Source organism: Chromobacterium piscinae (genome assembly GCF_021129175.1).
In the GTDB taxonomy this organism is placed as follows: domain Bacteria; phylum Pseudomonadota; class Gammaproteobacteria; order Burkholderiales; family Chromobacteriaceae; genus Chromobacterium; species Chromobacterium piscinae.
In genome coordinates, this window is record NZ_JAJOHV010000026.1 from 22857 (window position 1) to 38097 (window position 15241).

Below are 15241 nucleotides of genomic sequence, written 5' to 3' on the forward strand. Positions count from 1 at the left end.
TCCTTAACGTGATGAGCGAAGAAAGCGGCGGCTTGCGCGCCGATGGCGGACGGAAGCTGGGCGGGGCGAGGGGGGAGGGCTTAGCGCCTGACGCTTTCGATCAGGCTCAGGAGGCTTTCGGTGGGAAGGACGCGGGTCGGGCGCAGGCCAGCGGAGCGATGCAGGCGGTGGAAGTCGTCCAGCGTGCGTTCCCGCCCGCCGGGATAGTTGACCAGCATGTGCAGGTCCAGCAGCTTGGAGAAATGAGGCTCGTTCGGCGGCGCCAGAATCATTTCCGCCAGCAGCAGCTTGCTGTCGGGCCGCATCGCCGCGGCGCAGTTGGACAGGAAACGCTGCGCATGCGCATCGTCCCAGTCATGGACGATGTGCTTCATGATGTAGAGATCCGCGCCCGGCACCACAGCTTCCAGCGCGTTGGACGTGACCACCTCGGCGCGCGCGGCTAGCCCGCGCGCGGCGAACAAATGGCGCGCGGACTCCGCCGCATGCGGCAGCTCTTGCAAAATGCCCCGCGCCGACGGCGCGGCGGCGAGGATTTCGGCCAGCAGCTGGCCGCGGCCGCCGCCGACATCGACGATGAGCCCGGCGTTGGAGAAGTCGTAGGCGCTAACCAGCGCCGGCGCCTCCTGTTCGCTCAGATTGACCATGGCGCTGTCGACGATTTCGGCGGCGTCAGGGTGCTCTCCGATGTATTCGAACAGCGTTTGGCCAGTAAGGTGATGGAAGGCGCTCCGGCCAGTTTTGACGCTGTAGAGCATGTGGCCCCAGGCGCGCCATATCGGGTCGATGCCCATTTGCCGGACCAGGCTGCGCAGGGAGCCGGGAATATCGCTGCGCAAGGTTTCACTGAGCGGGGTGTTGCGGAACCGCCGGCCTTCGCTTTCGTGGAACAGGCCAGCGCAGCCCAGAGTCTGCAGCAGGCGGTACAAGGCATCCGGCTGCGCGCCGCAGGCGGCGGCAAGTTCGTCGACCGATTGTTCTTTTTCGACTAGGCGATCCGCTAGGCTCAGCTCGGCGGCCACCACGATGGCTTGGGATAGCCAGGCGCCGGTCACCAGCCGCCTCATTGTCTGCTGCGCCTGGGCGGCATCGTTGGACCTTGGGACGGTGTTGACCGGCGAACCGGCTGCAACAGCTGTTTGATACATGATTTCCCTCCTGAACCGGTGTCTTTCGGCTAGACGGCGAACGTGCTTCTCGCAATGGAAACGCAAGCGCTTGAACCGGTGATGAGTGGTCGGCGCGCAGATGGCAGCGACATTTGTAAACGATGTCTAACGAATTGTTTACAAGCCATTATCATCTGCCGGCTTCGAGCTCATGACACCTGTACTTTTGATAAGGTATTGATATATAAGTGTTTTTATCGGTTTTGGCAGGGCGTCGGAAGGGGGGGGAGGAGCGTCAGGGGCGCCGGCAGCGTTCTTGGATGCGCCCAGCTGACATGATGATCTGGCGGCACAATTGCCGGAGGCGGCTGCTGCGCGTCGATGCGCCGATCTCCGTCACCGGGTTGGCGGAGAAGCTGGGCGTGTGGTGGGCGACGGCGCAGCATCGCATCGCTAGGCTGGAAGAGAGCGGGGTGATCGTCGGCTACACGGCGAAGGTGAAGCCGGAGCCGGCCGCCAGGCGCATCCGGGGCGGGATGCGCATCCAGCGAAACCAGCATTCCGCTGTCCACGCGCAAGGCCCGGCGGCCGGCTTACTTGGCCTGCGGCTTTTCCTGGTAGCAGGTGGTTTCCAGCAGGGTGGGCAACAGTTTGTCGGCGGCGTCGCGCCCCAGCGCGAATTGAACCTTGCCGGTGTTGATCACGGTCCGGACTACCGGAGCGCTGACGGGCACGTCGTTGATCACCACTACCATGCTTTGATTCAGGAAGTCGCCGGTGGCCTGCTGCAGGCGCGCGGCTGCAGTCTTATTGAGCGTGGCGCTCAGGGAGAGGCTGTCGCGCTGGATGTTCAGGCTGCTTTCGGTGAAATCGCAGGCGGAATCCAGACGCAGGATGTTGCCGGTGATGACCGGCTTGTTTGGCGCATCGGCCATGGCTGCGGCGGAAACCAGCAGCGCGGCGGAGGCGGGCAGGAGAAACTTCATCAAACGCTCCGTGTTCAAAGTGTGGCTCATCGCATTATGACCGAGGCCGCAGCCAGAGGTTGCGTGGACCGCCGGTTAGCTGCCGCAACAAATGCGGCCGGTCATTCGGTATCCGAAGCTGGCTCGGTATCGCTCCCGCCCAACTGCTGGCGGTACTGGCGCGGCGTCAGGCCGGTCAGGGCCTTGAACTGCCGGCTGAAGGCGCTGTGGTCGGCATAGCCGCAGCGCAGCGCCACTTCCGTGATTGCCATATTCTCATGCAGCAGCCGGTGCGCGTGCTCCAGCCTGGCCTTGTGTATCATCTGCCGCGGCGACAGGTGGAACACCTTTTTGCAGTAGCGCTCCAACTGGGCGGCGGACATGCCGGCGATGCCGGTGAGCTCCGCCATGGTGACCGGCTGGCTGAAGTGGCGGCGGATGAACTCATCCACCGCCGCCAAGCGTTTGTACGCCGGGTGGGTCTTGCTGGCTGCTTGCAGGTCCAGCGAGATGCCGATCAGGCCGATGATTTGGTCTTGCCGGTCGCGCAAGGGCCATTTGTAGGTCAGGCACCAACCCGGCTCCCGGTTCTTGAACAGATGCAGCTCCAGCTGGCTTTCCAGCACCAGGCCGTCTTGCAGCACCTTGAGATCCTGCGCCGTATACGCCGGCCCCAGCTGGGCTGGAAACACTTCCGCGCTGGTCTTGCCCAGCAGCGGCCGCAAATCCTTCAGCCCGCAGCGCTGCACCAGCGTCTGGTTGGCGCAGAGATAGCGCGCCTGCCTGTCCTTGATGAAGATGGCCGCATTGGGGATCAGGTCCAGCACAGGCAATAGCGGGGCGATGCCCGCCAGCAGCTCGGCTATCGTCGCCGGGCGGATTTCGTCCCGCCAGCGGGCGATTTTTTCCACGGCCGCGCTTGTCATCCCTTCCGCCTTTCTTGACGCGCCAATCGCCGCGCCTGCTCGACGGCGTCTATTGCCACGCTTCCATTCCGAATGTTTCTGCGCCGAGGCCCATCGCGCGCGCCAAAACCCCTTGAAACGCAAACTATGCCGATTTCGTCATCGCAACTGATGATAACCATCAAGATTCCTTGCGGCAACGCAGCCATGCTAGCGGGGTGGAATCGAATACCGATGCGGCGCGGAGATTCAATGGAATCAATGGGCTGCGAGACGACGGCGCGGTCGGCCGGACTGGATGGAGTGTCAGAATGGACAAGCGAATGAAACAGGTGGAGATCATCGATTCCCACACCGGGGGCGAACCCACCCGGCTGGTGCTGAGCGGGTTTCCCGCGCTGGCGGGGGCCTCCATGGCGGACAAGCGCGATGAATTGCGCGAGCGGCACGACCAATGGCGCCGGGCTTGCCTGCTGGAGCCGCGCGGCAGCGATGTGCTGGTGGGCGCGCTGTATTGCGAGCCGATTTCGCCCGACGCCGCCTGCGGGGTGATTTTCTTCAACAACACTGGCTACATCGGCATGTGCGGCCACGGCACCATTGGCCTGATCGCCTCCTTGCATTACCTGGGGCGGATCGCGCCGGGCAGCCACAAGATCGATACCCCGGTGGGGTCGGTGGATGCCGTCTTGCATGAGGACGGCGCGGTGACGCTGCGCAATGTGCCGGCCTATCGCTACCGCAGGCAGGCGGCGGTGGAGGTGCCTGGCCATGGAACGGTGATCGGCGACATCGCCTGGGGCGGCAACTGGTTCTTTCTGGTCGCCGAGCATGGCCTGAGCGTGCGGCTGGACAATGTCGAGGCGCTGAGCGCGTTCAGCTGCGCCACGATGCAGGCGCTGGAGGAGCAGGGCGTCACCGGCGCCGACAGCGCGCGCATCGATCATGTGGAGCTGTTCGCCGACGATGAGCAAGCCGACAGCCGCAACTTCGTCATGTGCCCGGGCAAGGCTTATGACCGTTCCCCCTGCGGCACCGGCACCAGCGCCAAGCTGGCCTGCCTGGCGGCCGACGGCAAGCTGGCCGAAGGCGAAGAGTGGTTGCAGGCCGGAATCACCGGCAGCCGCTTCATCGGCCATTACCAGCGCGAAGGCGACTTCATCCGCCCCTACATCACTGGCCGCGCCCATGTCACGGCGCGCGCCACGTTGCTGATCGACGAACAAGACCCTTTCGCGTGGGGCATCTGAACCCCGCGCGTTCCAATCCGCCTCTACCACCTGAATGAATGCCGCAAGGAGCAAAACAATGAGCGATAACATTTTCACCGGTTGCATTCCGGCGCTGATGACCCCGTGCACCGCCGATCGCCAGCCGGATTTCGACGCGCTGGTGGCCAAGGGCAAGGAACTGGTGTCCCTGGGCATGAGCGCGGTGGTGTACTGCGGCTCGATGGGCGACTGGCCGCTGCTGAGCGAGGCCCAGCGCCAGGAGGGCGTGGCGCGGCTGGCGGCCGCCGGCGTGCCGACCATCGTGGGCACCGGCGCCGTCAACACCCGCGAGGCGGTTTCCCATGCCGCCCACGCCGCCAGGGTGGGGGCGCATGGCCTGATGGTGATCCCGCGCGTGCTGTCGCGCGGCGCGTCGCCGGCCGCGCAAAAGGCGCATTTCTCGGCCATCCTGGCCGCCGCGCCCAAGCTGCCGGCCGTGATCTACAACAGCCCCTATTACGGCTTCGCCACCCGCGCCGACCTGTTCTTCGAGCTGCGCCGCGCTTATCCCAATCTGATCGGCTTCAAGGAGTTCGGCGGCGCCGCCGACATGCGCTACGCCGCCGAGCACATCACCTCCCAGGATGACGAAGTCACGCTGATGGTGGGGGTGGACACCCAGGTGGTGCACGGCTTCGTCAATTGCAACGCCACCGGCGCCATCACCGGCATCGGCAACGCGCTGCCGCGCGAAGTGCTGCACCTGGTGGCGCTGAGCAAGGCGGGGGCCAGGGGCGATGCCGTGGCGCGCCGCCGCGCGCAGGAGCTGGAATCGGCGCTGGCCGTGCTGTCCTCCTTCGACGAGGGCTGCGACCTGGTGCTGTATTACAAGCACCTGATGGTGCTGAACGGCGACCGCGAATACGCGCTGCATTTCAACGAGACCGACGCGCTGAGCGTCGCCCAGCGCCGCTATGCCGAAACCCAGTACGCGCTGTTCCGCGAGTGGTACCGCCATTGGTCGGCCGAGCAGAACGTCGCCTGATATCCAATCCCCGCCGCGTCCTTGGCGGCGCGGCCAGCCCCTTATTGCGCAGGAAACATGATGAATCTGACAGGCATGATGCTGATCGGCGGGCAGGGTGTGGCCGGCCGCCGCGACATGATACGGGCGCTGGACCCATCCACCGATCAGCCGCTGGAGCCGGGCTATGCCGGCGCGGACCGCGAACAGGTGGAGCAGGCCTGCGCATTGGCCTGGGAGGCATTCGACGCCTACCGCGAAACCGCGCCGGAAACGCGGGCGCGCTTGCTCGAAACCATCGCCGACGAGATGGAAGCGCTGGGAGACGGACTGATAGAACGCGCGATGGTCGAGACCAGCCTGCCGCGCGCCCGCTTGCATGGCGAGCGCGGCCGCACTTGCGGCCAGCTGCGGCTGTTCGCCCGCACGCTGCGGGCCGGCGAGTGGCTGGACGCGCGGGTGGACCCCGCCATGCCGCAGCGCCAGCCGCTGCCACGCGCCGATCTGCGCCAGCGCCAGGTGGCTCTGGGGCCGGTGGCGGTATTCGGCGCCGGCAACTTCCCACTGGCGTTCTCGGTGGCCGGCGGCGACACCGCCTCCGCGCTGACCGCCGGCTGTCCGGTGGTGGTCAAGGCGCATCCGGCCCATCCCGGGGTATCGGAATTGACCGGCCGGGTCATCCGACAGGCAGTCGCCGACTGCGGCCTGCCTGGCGGCGTGTTTTCGCTGCTGATCACCGATGGCCACGCGCTGGGCCGGCAATTGGTCGAGCACCCGGCCATCGCCGCCGTGGCCTTCACCGGCTCGCGCCGCGGCGGCGAAGCTCTGATGCGCGCCGCCGCGCTGCGCCCCCGGCCGATCCCGGTGTACGCCGAGATGGGCAGCCTGAATCCGGTGCTGGCGCTGCCGCATGCGCTCGCCGCGCGGGCGGAAGCCATGGCCGCGGCCTGGGTGGACGCGCTGACGCTGAACGCCGGCCAGTTCTGCACCTGCCCGTCGCTGCTGCTGGCGGTGGAGGGAGAAGATCTTGAGCGGTTCCGCCGCGCCGCGGCAAACGCGGCGGCGGCCAAGCCGGCGGACACCATGCTCACGCCGGCCATCCACGACGCCTACCAGAGCGCGCTGCACCGGCTGCGCCGCACTCCGGGCGTCGCCGAGCGGGCATTCGGCCAAGCCGGCGGCGGCCCCTACGCGGCGCAGGCGGCGCTGTTCGAAGTCGACGCCGCCGGCTTCGCCGCGCGGCCGGAGCTGGCCGAGGAGATTTTCGGCCCTTGCGCGCTGACCGTCGCCTGCCGCGATCAAGATGAATTGTTGTCGATCGTGGCCGGCCTGGACGGCCAGCTGACCGCCACGCTGCAGATGGACGACGCCGACCTGCCGCTGGCGCGCGAGCTGCTGCCGCTATTGGAAGCGCGCGCCGGCCGCGTGCTGGCCAATGGCTTCCCTAACTGGGTGGAAACCTCGCCGGCCATGGTTCACGGCGGGCCGTTCCCGGCAAGCTCCGACAGCCGCGCCACCTCGGTCGGCCTGGCCGCGATGGACCGCTTCCTGCGCCCGGTGTGCTACCAGAACCTGCCGGCGGCGCTGCTGCCGCCGCAAGTGGCCGACGACAATCCGCTGCGGCTATGGCGGCGGGTGGACAGCGCCTGGAGCCAGAGCTGAGCGTCAGCCGCGCCCGCTCCTCGCCGGCGCGGCGCCGCTCCACTGCACGGCAAGCACGCTGGCCAGCACCACCGCCATGCCCAGCAGCGACTGCGCCGACAACGCCTGTCCCAGCAGCGCCCAACCCAAAACCACCGCGGTCAGCGGGCTGAGCAGGCCCAGCGACGACACCGCCACCGGCGACAGCCGCGCGATGCCGCGGAACCACAGCAGGTAGGCCAGCAAAGCGCCGAACAGCGCCAGGTAGGCGTAGCCGGCCACCTGCGTCCATCCCAGGCTGGGCAACGGCGGATCGATGGCCATCGCCAGCGGCAGCAGCATCAGGCCGCCCAAGGTCAACTGCCATCCGGTCAGCGCCGTCACCGGGGCGGGCAGCTGCCAGCGCCGGGTCAGATACGTGCCGCAGGCCATCGATACCGCGCCGCCGAAAGCCGCCAGCATGCCCAGGCCGTCCCAGCGCGAACCCGGCGACAGCAGCAGCGCCGCCATGCCGGCCACGCCGATCAGGCTGGCCCACAAAGCCAGCGCCGCCGGCCGCCTGCTGTCCAACCGCCAGGCCAACGCCATCACCAACAAGGGCTGGCAGGCGCCGACCACCGCCGCCAGGCCGCCCGGCAAGCGGTAGGCGGCGACAAACAGCAGGGCCTGGAACGCGCCGATATTGAGCGCGGACAGAATCAGCAGCCTGCCCCACTCCTCCCCGCGCGGCCGCCAGCCGCCCATCCACAGCAATAACAGACCCGCCGGCAGCACCCGCAGCAAGGCGGCGGTGAACGGCCGGTCCGGCGGCAGCAGCTGGGTGGTGACGATGTAGGTAGAGCCCCAGATCATCGGCGTGAGCGCGGTGAGCAACACATCGCGCCAGTGGCCGGTTTCATTTTTCGCAGACATGGGCAATCCTTCCGATTGAGCTTATAATCCAGACGCAATTAACTTGAATTCAAGATAACATTTATCTCAAATTCAAGGCAAATTAATCTTGAAATCAAGACAAGGAGACGGCATGAGCGATGCCATGTCCGGCGACGCGGTGGACCGCATACTCAAACAATGGGCGCGCGAGCGCCCGGACCTGGACGTCAGTCCGATGGGCGTAATAGGCCGGCTCAGCCGCTGCGCCGCGTTGTTGTCGCAACGGCTGGACGGCGTGTTCGCCGAATACGGCCTCAGCGGCTGGGAATTCGACGTGCTGGCCACGCTGCGCCGCGCCGGCGCGCCTTACCAGTTGGCGCCGACCGAATTATTCTCGTCGCTGATGGTCACCTCAGGCACGATGACCCACAGGCTGAAGGTGCTGGAGGGCAAAGGCTGGATCGTGCGCGAAGCCAGCAATCAAGACGCGCGCAGCACGCTGGTGCGCTTGAGCGGCGAAGGTTTCGCCTTGCTGGAGCGCGCGTTGGAAGGACACGTCGCCAATGAGCACGCGATACTGTCCGCGCTGCCGGCCCGCAGCGTGGACGCGCTGGAGAAGCGGCTGGCGGAATTGCTGGCGGCGCTGGAAACGCCGCGCGGCTGAACCGGTTTATTTCGAATCATGGAATAATCCATTGCCTGCGATGGGTGTTTATGTTTTCGTCATCCTCAGGCAGAGTGAAGGCCTGAATTCCGCTTTCGCCCCTAGGAGAAACGCATGACCCGCCCTGCCCTCAAACTGTACGATTTCGCCCTGTCCGGCCACAGCCACCGCGTCCGGCTGATGCTGTCGCTGCTGGGCCTGGAGTACGAAACCATTCCGGTCAATCTGCGCGAAGGCGAGCATAAGCGGCCGGACTTCCTCAAGCTCAATCGCTTCGGCCAGATTCCGGTGCTGGCCGACGGCGACGAAACGATTCCCGACTCCAACGCCATCCTGGTCTACCTGGCGCGCCGCTACGGCCACGGCGACTGGCTGCCGGCCGATCCCCTCGGCGAAGCGCGTGTGCAGCGCTGGTTGTCCGCCGCCGCCGGCCCGCTGGCGTTCGGCGCCGCCCAGGCCCGGCTGCACAAATGGCGCGGCGTGCCGCTGGACTATGAATTGGCCGCCAGCCGCGCCAAGGCGCTGTTCCAGGTGATGGACGAGGAACTGGCCGAGCGCCCCTTCCTGGCCGGCGACACCGCCACCATCGCCGACGTCGCGCTGTATACCTACACCGCGCGCGCGCCGGAAGGCGAGATCCCGCTGGAGCCCTACCCGCATGTCCGCGCCTGGCTGGCCCGCGTCGAGGCGTTGCCCGGCTTCCTGCCCATGCCAGCCATCAACGCTTAAGCGACAGGAACATCGGATGTCCGACGCCCGCCCCGCCGCCACGCCCTGGCACCCTGGCGAACAGGAAATGCAGCGCCGCGCCGGCAGCCAGCAGAGGATGGCCGCCGCGGGTCCGCGCGTGGTGCGCGACCACATGCCGGAACAGCATCGCGACTTCTTCCGCCAACTGCCCTTCATGGTGATGGCGGCGGTGGACGAAGCCGGCAGGCCGTGGGCGGGCATCGTCGAGGGCAGGCCCGGCTTCGTCGACTCGCCCGATCCGCGATTGTTGCGGATCAACACTCAGCCGAGCCCGGCCGATCCGCTGCGCGATTGCCTGCGCGCCGGCGCGGCGGTGGGTCTGCTCGGCATAGAGCTGCACACCCGCCGCCGCAACCGGATGAATGGCGAAGTGGCGGCGCTGGACGACGATGGCTTCACCGTCGCCGTCGGCCATTCCTTCGGCAACTGTCCCAAGTACATCCAGCTGCGCGAGTTTGAATTCACGCGCGAACCGGGCCCGCGCATCCTTGGCTCGGTGGAATGGATGCACGAGCTGGATGACGACGCGCGCGCCGCCATCGCTGCCGCCGACACCTTCTTCATCGCCAGCGCCTGGGCCGGCGCCGACGGCCGCTGGCAGGCCGACGCGTCGCACCGCGGCGGCAAGCCCGGCTTCGTCAAAGTGGACGGCGACACGCTGACCATCCCCGACTTCGCCGGCAACGGCTACTTCAACACCCTGGGCAATCTGCTGCTTCAGCCGCGCGCCTGCCTGCTGTTCATCGACTTTTCCACCGGCGACACGCTGCAACTGGCCGGCCGCGCCGAAGTGCCGGATGACGGCGCGCCGCCTCCGTTCGCCGGCGCCGAGCGGCTGTGGACCTTCCGCGTCGAACGCGTGGTCCGCCGGCGCAACGCGCTGGCCCTGCGCTGGACGCTGCGCGAGTACTCGCCGTTCGCGCTGGCCACCGGCGCCTGGCCTCAGCAAGCGCCGGAGCGGCAGTGGCTGCCGTTGCGGGTACGCCATGTGGAAGACGAAAACGAAACCGTCCGATCCATCTATCTGGAACCCGCCGATGGCTCCGCGCCGCCGGACTTTATCCCCGGCCAACACCTGAGTCTGAAAGTGGCGGGCGTGGACGGCGCGCGCATGCGCAACTACACGCTATCGCAGACCGGTGGCTACCGCATCAGCGTCAAACGCCAGGGCAAGGCGTCCGCCCGGCTGCACCAGCTGGCGCCCGGCGACATCGTCGAAGCGCTGCCGCCGCGCGGCGACTTCACGCTCGCGCGCGCCGACCGCCCGATTACGCTGCTGGCCGGCGGCATAGGCATCACCCCCTTGCTCGCCATGCTGCATCAACTGACGGAAAACCCCGCCGCGATGCCGCCGACGCTGCTGGTCTACGCCACCCGCGCGGTGGCCGAGCGCGCGTTCGACGCGGAGCTGGAAGCCCTGCGGGCCAAGGCCGCCGGCCGGCTGCGCATCGTCACCGCCGCCAGCCAGCCGGAAACCGGCCGCCGGCTGGGCGTCGACTACCAGCACGCCGGCCGCGCCGACATCGGACTGTTGCTCCGGTCCGGCGCGGACCTGGCCGGCGATTTCTACCTGTGCGGCCCGGCCGGCTTCATGCAGGCGCTGTACGAGCAACTGATCGCCGCCGGCGTGGAGGATGTCTGCATCCATGCAGAAGCTTTCGGCCCCGCCGGGCTGCAGCGCACCGGCCATGCCGCGCATGCGCTGCCGCCGCCGGCCGACGGCGCGGTGCCGGTCCGGTTTTCCGCGTCCGCCGTCGACGCCGAATGGCAGCCCGGCCAGAGCCTGCTGGAACTAGCCGAATCCTGCGGCCTGAACCCCGACTTCAGCTGCCGCGGCGGCACTTGCGGCAGCTGCCGCGCCGCGCTGCTTGCCGGCCAGGCCACCTATCTGCAGCCGCCGGACTATTCAACCCGGCCCGGCGAGATCCTGCTGTGCTGCGCCTACCCGGCCGCGGGCGCGGTCAAGCTGGAAATCAATCTGTAAGCCGGGGGTCGGCGCGCAGCCGCTCGGCCAGGTAGTCGATGAAGCGCCGCATCCGCGTCGAGCCGTAACGGCTTTCGGCGTGGACGATGTGTATCGGCAGCGGCGCGCTCTCGTAAGCTGTCAGCACCCGCTCCAGCTTGCCCGCCGCCAGCGCCTCCGCCACCTGGTAGGACATCACCCGGATCAGGCCGAAGCCGCCCTGCGCCGCGTCTATCGCCACGTCGTTGCCGCTGACCGTCAGCCGCGGCCGCACCCTCACCCGCCGTTCTCCGTCAGCGCCGAACTTCCACTCCAGCGAAGCCGACGCGGCGGTGGACGCGATCACCGTATGCCGCAGCAAGTCTTCCGGCGCTTCCGGCGCGCCATGCCGCGCCAAGTAATCCGGCGAAGCGCACACCAGCCGCCTCACCTCGCCCACCCTGACCGCCCGCAGCGACGAATCGGGCAGATGGCCGATGCGCACAGCCGCGTCCAGCCCTTCCTCCATCAGGTTCACCACGTTGTCGCGCAGCTGCGCCGACACCTCCACCAGCGGGTGCTGGCGCAAAAAGTCCAGTACCGCCGGCATCACGTACAGCCGGCCGAACAAAACCGGCGCGGTCAGGCGGATCAGGCCGCGCGGCTCGGCGTTGCCTCCGGCCGCAGCTTCCTCCGCCTCGGCCACCGCCGCCAGGATGCGGCGCGCGTCGTCCAGATAACGCGCGCCGGCCTCGGTCACCCTGACGTAACGGGTCGTCCGGTTAAGCAGGCGCACGCCCAAATTTTCCTCCAGCGCCGCCACCGCGCGCGTCGCCGCCGGCGGCGACAACTTCAGCCTGCGCGCCGCGCCGGCGAAACCCTCTTCCTCGGCCACGGCGACGAAAACGCCCATCAAATGGAAACGATCCACTCACTATTCCTCTTAACGGAACAATCAATTAAATAAAACAGATATTCTTCCACAATCAAGAATTTGGCAAAGTGCTCTCCATGGCGGAAACGTTCCGCCCCACTTCAGGAGACTTGCCATGAACCGCATCGCCATCCCCGCCGCCAGCCAGCCGCTGCTGGCCGCCGTGCAGCAACAACTGGGCATGGTGCCCAATCTGATGAAGCTGCTGGCCCGCAGTCCGGCGGCGCTGGAAGGCTATCTGTCGCTGAACGGCGCGCTGGGCAAGGGCAAGCTGAGCGCCGGGCTGCGCGAGCGCATCGCTCTAGCCGTGGCCGAATTCAACGGCTGCGATTACTGCCTGTCCGCCCACAGCTATCTGGCCAAACATGTGGCCAAGCTTGGCGATGACGAAATCGCCGCCGCGCGCGATTTTTCCAGCGCCGACGCTCGCCAGGCCGCCGCGCTGCGCTTCGCGCTGCAAGTGGCTGAGCAGCGCGGCCGTGTGGATGACGCGGAGCTGGCCGCGCTGCGCGGCGCCGGCTTCGACGAAGCGGAAACGCTGGAAATCGTGCTGACGGTGGCGTTGAACATTTTGACCAACTACGTCAATAACGCCGCCGCCACCACAGTAGACTTTCCGCTGGTCCAGGCCCGCGCGTAAGCCCGCCATCGCCGGGAGCCTGCGGGCTCCCGGCCCTTCCATGCCCATGGTCTTTTATTGGCCGCCACGCTGCCCCATTCGTCCCCATGCCTTAAAATAGCGGCAACCATTCCGGTTTCACCGATTTCCCAGCCGCCGCCGCGGCTCTGCTTCCGATGATAGAAAACAACCCGAATATGTTGCTGCTGGCGGTGTTCGAGCGCGCCGCGCTGATGCTGATGGCGCTGTTCTTCCTCACCCGCGTCCGGCCGTTCCAGGATTTGCTGCGCCAGCAACGCCATACGCCGGCGGAGCTGGCCGGCGTATCGCTGCTGTTCTGCCTGTTCGCCGTGTTCAGCACTTATACCGGCATCCCGGTGGACGGCTCGCTGGTCAATGTCCGCACCATCGCCATCCTGGCCGGCGGCATATTGTTCGGCCCCTGGGTGGGCATACCGGCCGGCATCGTCTCCGGCCTGCACCGCTACCTGATAGACATTCACGGCTACACCTCGCTGCCCTGCCTGATCTCCAGCATCTGCGCCGGGCTGCTCGCCACCGCCATTCACTACCGCGCCGGCCGCCAGCGGCTGTGGCTGTACGGCATCGCCGCCGGCGTGGCCTGCGAGAGCCTGACCATGGCGCTGATCCTGTGGTTCACCGAGCCGGCCGTCGGCCAGGCCATCGTCAGCCACATCGCCTACCCGATGATCACCGGCACGGTCTGCATTGGTCTGATCATCAAGCTGGTGCAGGATCTGGATGACGAGAAGGAGCTGCTGGCGGCCCGCCAGGCCAAGCTGGCGCTGACCATCGCCAACCGCACCCTGCCCTATTTCCAGAACGTGGACCGCGATGCGCTGGTGGAGGTGTGCACCGTGATCCGCAACCACATCGGCGCCGACGCGGTGGCCATCACCGACACCCGCGACGTGCAGGCCTACGTCGGCCTGGGCAAGGACTATTACGAACCGGCCGCCCATTCCGCCATCGGCGAAATCACCCGCCGCGCGGTGGAACAGGACCAGATCATCATCGAGAACGACCTGCGCCAGTACCGGGTGGCGGACTTCCACTCGGTGATCATCATCCCGCTGCGCGAAAACGGCCGCGTCACCGGCACGCTGAAAATCTTCTTCCGCAAGAGCGGCGGCATCACCGGCTCGCTGCGCGAACTGGCCGTCGGCCTGTCGCAGCTGATCTCCACCCAGATGGAGGCGTCGCGCATCAAGCAGCTGCAGGAGATGGCGCGCAAAGCCGAGTTCGCCGCGCTGCAGAGCAAGATCAACCCGCACTTCCTGTTCAACGCGCTGAACGCGATCTCGTCGCTGATCCGCATCCGGCCGGCCGACGCGCGCCAGCTGATCGCCCAACTGGCCGACTACCTGCGCTACAACCTGTCGCTGGGCGACACGCTGATCGACATCCAAGAGGAGCTGAAACAGGTGCGCGACTACGTGGCCATCGAACAGGCGCGCTTCGGCAGCAAGCTGTCCGTCGCATTCGATGTCGACGAAGTCCACGCCCGCGTGCCCAGCCTGCTGCTGCAGCCCTTGGTGGAAAACGCGATATTGCACGGCATCCAGCCGCGCAAGGAGGCGGGCGAGGTGCGCATCGCGGTGAAGAAGCTGGACGACCGCATCCGGGTATCCGTGCGCGACACCGGCTACGGCATCAGCCAGGAAGTGATGGACGGCATCGCCGAGGGCAAGGTGGAGAGCCGCAGCATCGGCCTGTCCAACGTCAACGAGCGCATCAAGCTCTTGTACGGCGAGGGCCTGCGGCTTACCCGGCTGGAGCCGGGCACCGAGGTGAGTTTCGAACTGCCACTGGAGGACGCCGCATGCTGAAGGCGCTGATCGTAGAGGACGAATACCTGGCGCGCGAGGAGCTCGCCTATCTGATCCGCGAGCACAGCAAGATCGAGATCGCCGCCAGCGTCGAGGACGGGCTGGAAGCGTTCAAATTCCTGCAGGAAAACGACGTGGACGTGGTGTTCCTGGACATCAACATCCCGTCGATAGACGGCCTGCTGCTGGCCAAGAATCTGCACAAGACCACGCGGCCGCCGCGCATCGTCTTCGTCACCGCCTACAAGGAGTTCGCGGTGGACGCCTTCGAGCTGGAAGCCTTCGACTACATTCTCAAGCCTTACAACGAGACCCGCATCATCGGCCTGCTGCGCAAGCTGGAGGCATTGGAGCAGGCCCCGCCGCCCATCACCGCGGTAAGCGCACCGGCCGCCGACGCCGCCCCGGCCAACCGCACCGTCAACCTAGCCAAGGGCGACAGCATCATCGTCACGCCCTGCGACGACATCTACTACGTCGAAGCCGATGAAAAGGTCACCCTGGTCTACACTGCGCACGACCGCTATGTGATGGCGATGAGCATCAGCGAGTTCGTGTCGCGGCTGCCGGCCGACAGCTTCTTCCGCTGCCACCGCTCGTTCTGCGTCAACATCCACAAGATCCGCGAGATCGCGCCGTGGCAGAACAGCACCTACATCATCAAGCTGTACGATCTGAAGGCGGAAATCCCGGTCAGCCGCAGCAACATCAAGGCGTTCAGGCAGTTGATGCATCTCTGATTGCAGTTCATTCC

14 protein-coding genes and 1 pseudogene are annotated in these 15241 nt (G+C 66.8%); 10 read left to right on the top strand and 5 right to left on the bottom strand.

The genetic code is table 11. The features are described 5' to 3' along the window. Positions 1–80 precede the first annotated feature (80 nt). Entirely contained in the window at positions 81–1148 is a 1068-nt protein-coding gene (locus LQR33_RS09450) for an acetylserotonin O-methyltransferase (RefSeq protein WP_231468687.1), read from the bottom strand. A gap of 299 nt (positions 1149–1447) precedes the next feature. Between LQR33_RS09450 and LQR33_RS24315 the strand changes: the two are divergent. Continuing rightward, positions 1448–1576, top strand: a pseudogene (locus tag LQR33_RS24315) (hypothetical protein); the annotation flags it as partial. A gap of 126 nt (positions 1577–1702) precedes the next feature. Here LQR33_RS24315 and LQR33_RS09455 read toward each other — a convergent pair. Both LQR33_RS09455 and LQR33_RS09460 read right to left on the bottom strand, forming a co-directional pair. Continuing rightward, the gene (locus tag LQR33_RS09455; protein ID WP_231468689.1) at positions 1703–2095 is read right to left on the bottom strand and encodes a hypothetical protein; all 393 of its coding nucleotides are present in this window, start codon (positions 2093–2095) and stop codon (positions 1703–1705) included. Between the two features lie 101 nt (positions 2096–2196). After that, a complete protein-coding gene (locus tag LQR33_RS09460) occupies positions 2197–3000 on the bottom strand; it encodes an AraC family transcriptional regulator (protein ID WP_231179775.1) in 804 nt (267 codons plus the stop codon). A 302-nt stretch (positions 3001–3302) separates the two neighbouring features. Here LQR33_RS09460 and LQR33_RS09465 point away from each other — a divergent pair, with 302 nt between their 5' ends. From LQR33_RS09465 to LQR33_RS09475, 3 genes are read left to right on the top strand one after another with little or no spacing between them, the layout of a single operon-like run. Continuing rightward, positions 3303–4229 carry a 4-hydroxyproline epimerase gene (locus tag LQR33_RS09465; protein ID WP_331275383.1) on the top strand — a complete coding sequence of 309 codons (927 nt, stop codon included), beginning with the start codon at positions 3303–3305 and terminating at the stop codon, positions 4227–4229. 58 nt (positions 4230–4287) lie between these two features. Continuing rightward, on the top strand, positions 4288–5235 hold the full coding sequence (locus LQR33_RS09470; protein ID WP_231179769.1) for a dihydrodipicolinate synthase family protein: 948 nt from the start codon (positions 4288–4290) through the stop codon (positions 5233–5235). A gap of 57 nt (positions 5236–5292) precedes the next feature. Beyond that, positions 5293–6876 (top strand): aldehyde dehydrogenase (NADP(+)), encoded by a 1584-nt coding sequence (locus tag LQR33_RS09475; protein WP_231468691.1) that lies wholly within the window; start codon positions 5293–5295, stop codon positions 6874–6876. A 3-nt stretch (positions 6877–6879) separates the two neighbouring features. Here the strand turns inward: LQR33_RS09475 and LQR33_RS09480 are convergent, their stop codons facing one another. Next, positions 6880–7767, bottom strand: coding sequence for an EamA family transporter (locus LQR33_RS09480; RefSeq protein WP_231179143.1), 888 nt, complete (start codon positions 7765–7767; stop codon positions 6880–6882). Between the two features lie 112 nt (positions 7768–7879). On the opposite strand from LQR33_RS09480, the gene LQR33_RS09485 reads away from it, so the two are divergent. The 3 genes from LQR33_RS09485 to LQR33_RS09495 all read left to right on the top strand — a co-directional run bounded on the left by LQR33_RS09485 (position 7880) and on the right by LQR33_RS09495 (position 11126). After that, positions 7880–8392 carry a MarR family winged helix-turn-helix transcriptional regulator gene (locus LQR33_RS09485; protein WP_221664588.1) on the top strand — a complete coding sequence of 171 codons (513 nt, stop codon included), beginning with the start codon at positions 7880–7882 and terminating at the stop codon, positions 8390–8392. A 114-nt stretch (positions 8393–8506) separates the two neighbouring features. Then, the gene (locus LQR33_RS09490; protein WP_166438430.1) at positions 8507–9121 is read left to right on the top strand and encodes a glutathione S-transferase family protein; all 615 of its coding nucleotides are present in this window, start codon (positions 8507–8509) and stop codon (positions 9119–9121) included. 16 nt (positions 9122–9137) lie between these two features. Continuing rightward, complete coding sequence (locus LQR33_RS09495; RefSeq protein WP_231468693.1) at positions 9138–11126, top strand: pyridoxamine 5'-phosphate oxidase family protein; 1989 nt, start codon at positions 9138–9140, stop codon at positions 11124–11126. Here LQR33_RS09495 and LQR33_RS09500 read toward each other — a convergent pair. Further along, positions 11116–12015 (bottom strand): LysR family transcriptional regulator, encoded by a 900-nt coding sequence (locus LQR33_RS09500; RefSeq protein WP_231179140.1) that lies wholly within the window; start codon positions 12013–12015, stop codon positions 11116–11118. The two genes, LQR33_RS09495 and LQR33_RS09500, sit on opposite strands and share 11 nt — an antisense overlap. Before the next feature lie 118 nt (positions 12016–12133). Between LQR33_RS09500 and LQR33_RS09505 the strand changes: the two genes are divergently transcribed. The 3 genes from LQR33_RS09505 to LQR33_RS09515 all read left to right on the top strand — a co-directional run bounded on the left by LQR33_RS09505 (position 12134) and on the right by LQR33_RS09515 (position 15227). Continuing rightward, complete coding sequence (locus tag LQR33_RS09505; protein ID WP_231468695.1) at positions 12134–12658, top strand: carboxymuconolactone decarboxylase family protein; 525 nt, start codon at positions 12134–12136, stop codon at positions 12656–12658. 155 nt (positions 12659–12813) lie between these two features. Further along, a complete protein-coding gene (locus tag LQR33_RS09510) occupies positions 12814–14487 on the top strand; it encodes a sensor histidine kinase (RefSeq protein ID WP_231468697.1) in 1674 nt (557 codons plus the stop codon). After that, entirely contained in the window at positions 14481–15227 is a 747-nt protein-coding gene (locus tag LQR33_RS09515) for a LytR/AlgR family response regulator transcription factor (protein WP_269326234.1), read from the top strand. Before LQR33_RS09510 ends, LQR33_RS09515 begins: the two co-directional genes overlap by 7 nt. Positions 15228–15241 lie beyond the last annotated feature (14 nt).

Bases quoted from the DNA above. Each gene is read 5' to 3' on its own strand.
- LQR33_RS09450 (WP_231468687.1), bottom strand. From the start codon at position 1,148: ATGTATCAAACAGCTGTTGCAGCCGGTTCGCCGGTCAACACCGTCCCA.
- LQR33_RS09455 (WP_231468689.1), bottom strand. From the start codon at position 2,095: ATGAAGTTTCTCCTGCCCGCCTCCGCCGCGCTGCTGGTTTCCGCCGCA.
- LQR33_RS09460 (WP_231179775.1), bottom strand. From the start codon at position 3,000: ATGACAAGCGCGGCCGTGGAAAAAATCGCCCGCTGGCGGGACGAAATC.
- LQR33_RS09465 (WP_331275383.1), top strand. From the start codon at position 3,303: ATGAAACAGGTGGAGATCATCGATTCCCACACCGGGGGCGAACCCACC.
- LQR33_RS09470 (WP_231179769.1), top strand. From the start codon at position 4,288: ATGAGCGATAACATTTTCACCGGTTGCATTCCGGCGCTGATGACCCCG.
- LQR33_RS09475 (WP_231468691.1), top strand. From the start codon at position 5,293: ATGATGAATCTGACAGGCATGATGCTGATCGGCGGGCAGGGTGTGGCC.
- LQR33_RS09480 (WP_231179143.1), bottom strand. From the start codon at position 7,767: ATGTCTGCGAAAAATGAAACCGGCCACTGGCGCGATGTGTTGCTCACC.
- LQR33_RS09485 (WP_221664588.1), top strand. From the start codon at position 7,880: ATGAGCGATGCCATGTCCGGCGACGCGGTGGACCGCATACTCAAACAA.
- LQR33_RS09490 (WP_166438430.1), top strand. From the start codon at position 8,507: ATGACCCGCCCTGCCCTCAAACTGTACGATTTCGCCCTGTCCGGCCAC.
- LQR33_RS09495 (WP_231468693.1), top strand. From the start codon at position 9,138: ATGTCCGACGCCCGCCCCGCCGCCACGCCCTGGCACCCTGGCGAACAG.
- LQR33_RS09505 (WP_231468695.1), top strand. From the start codon at position 12,134: ATGAACCGCATCGCCATCCCCGCCGCCAGCCAGCCGCTGCTGGCCGCC.
- LQR33_RS09510 (WP_231468697.1), top strand. From the start codon at position 12,814: ATGATAGAAAACAACCCGAATATGTTGCTGCTGGCGGTGTTCGAGCGC.
- LQR33_RS09515 (WP_269326234.1), top strand. From the start codon at position 14,481: ATGCTGAAGGCGCTGATCGTAGAGGACGAATACCTGGCGCGCGAGGAG.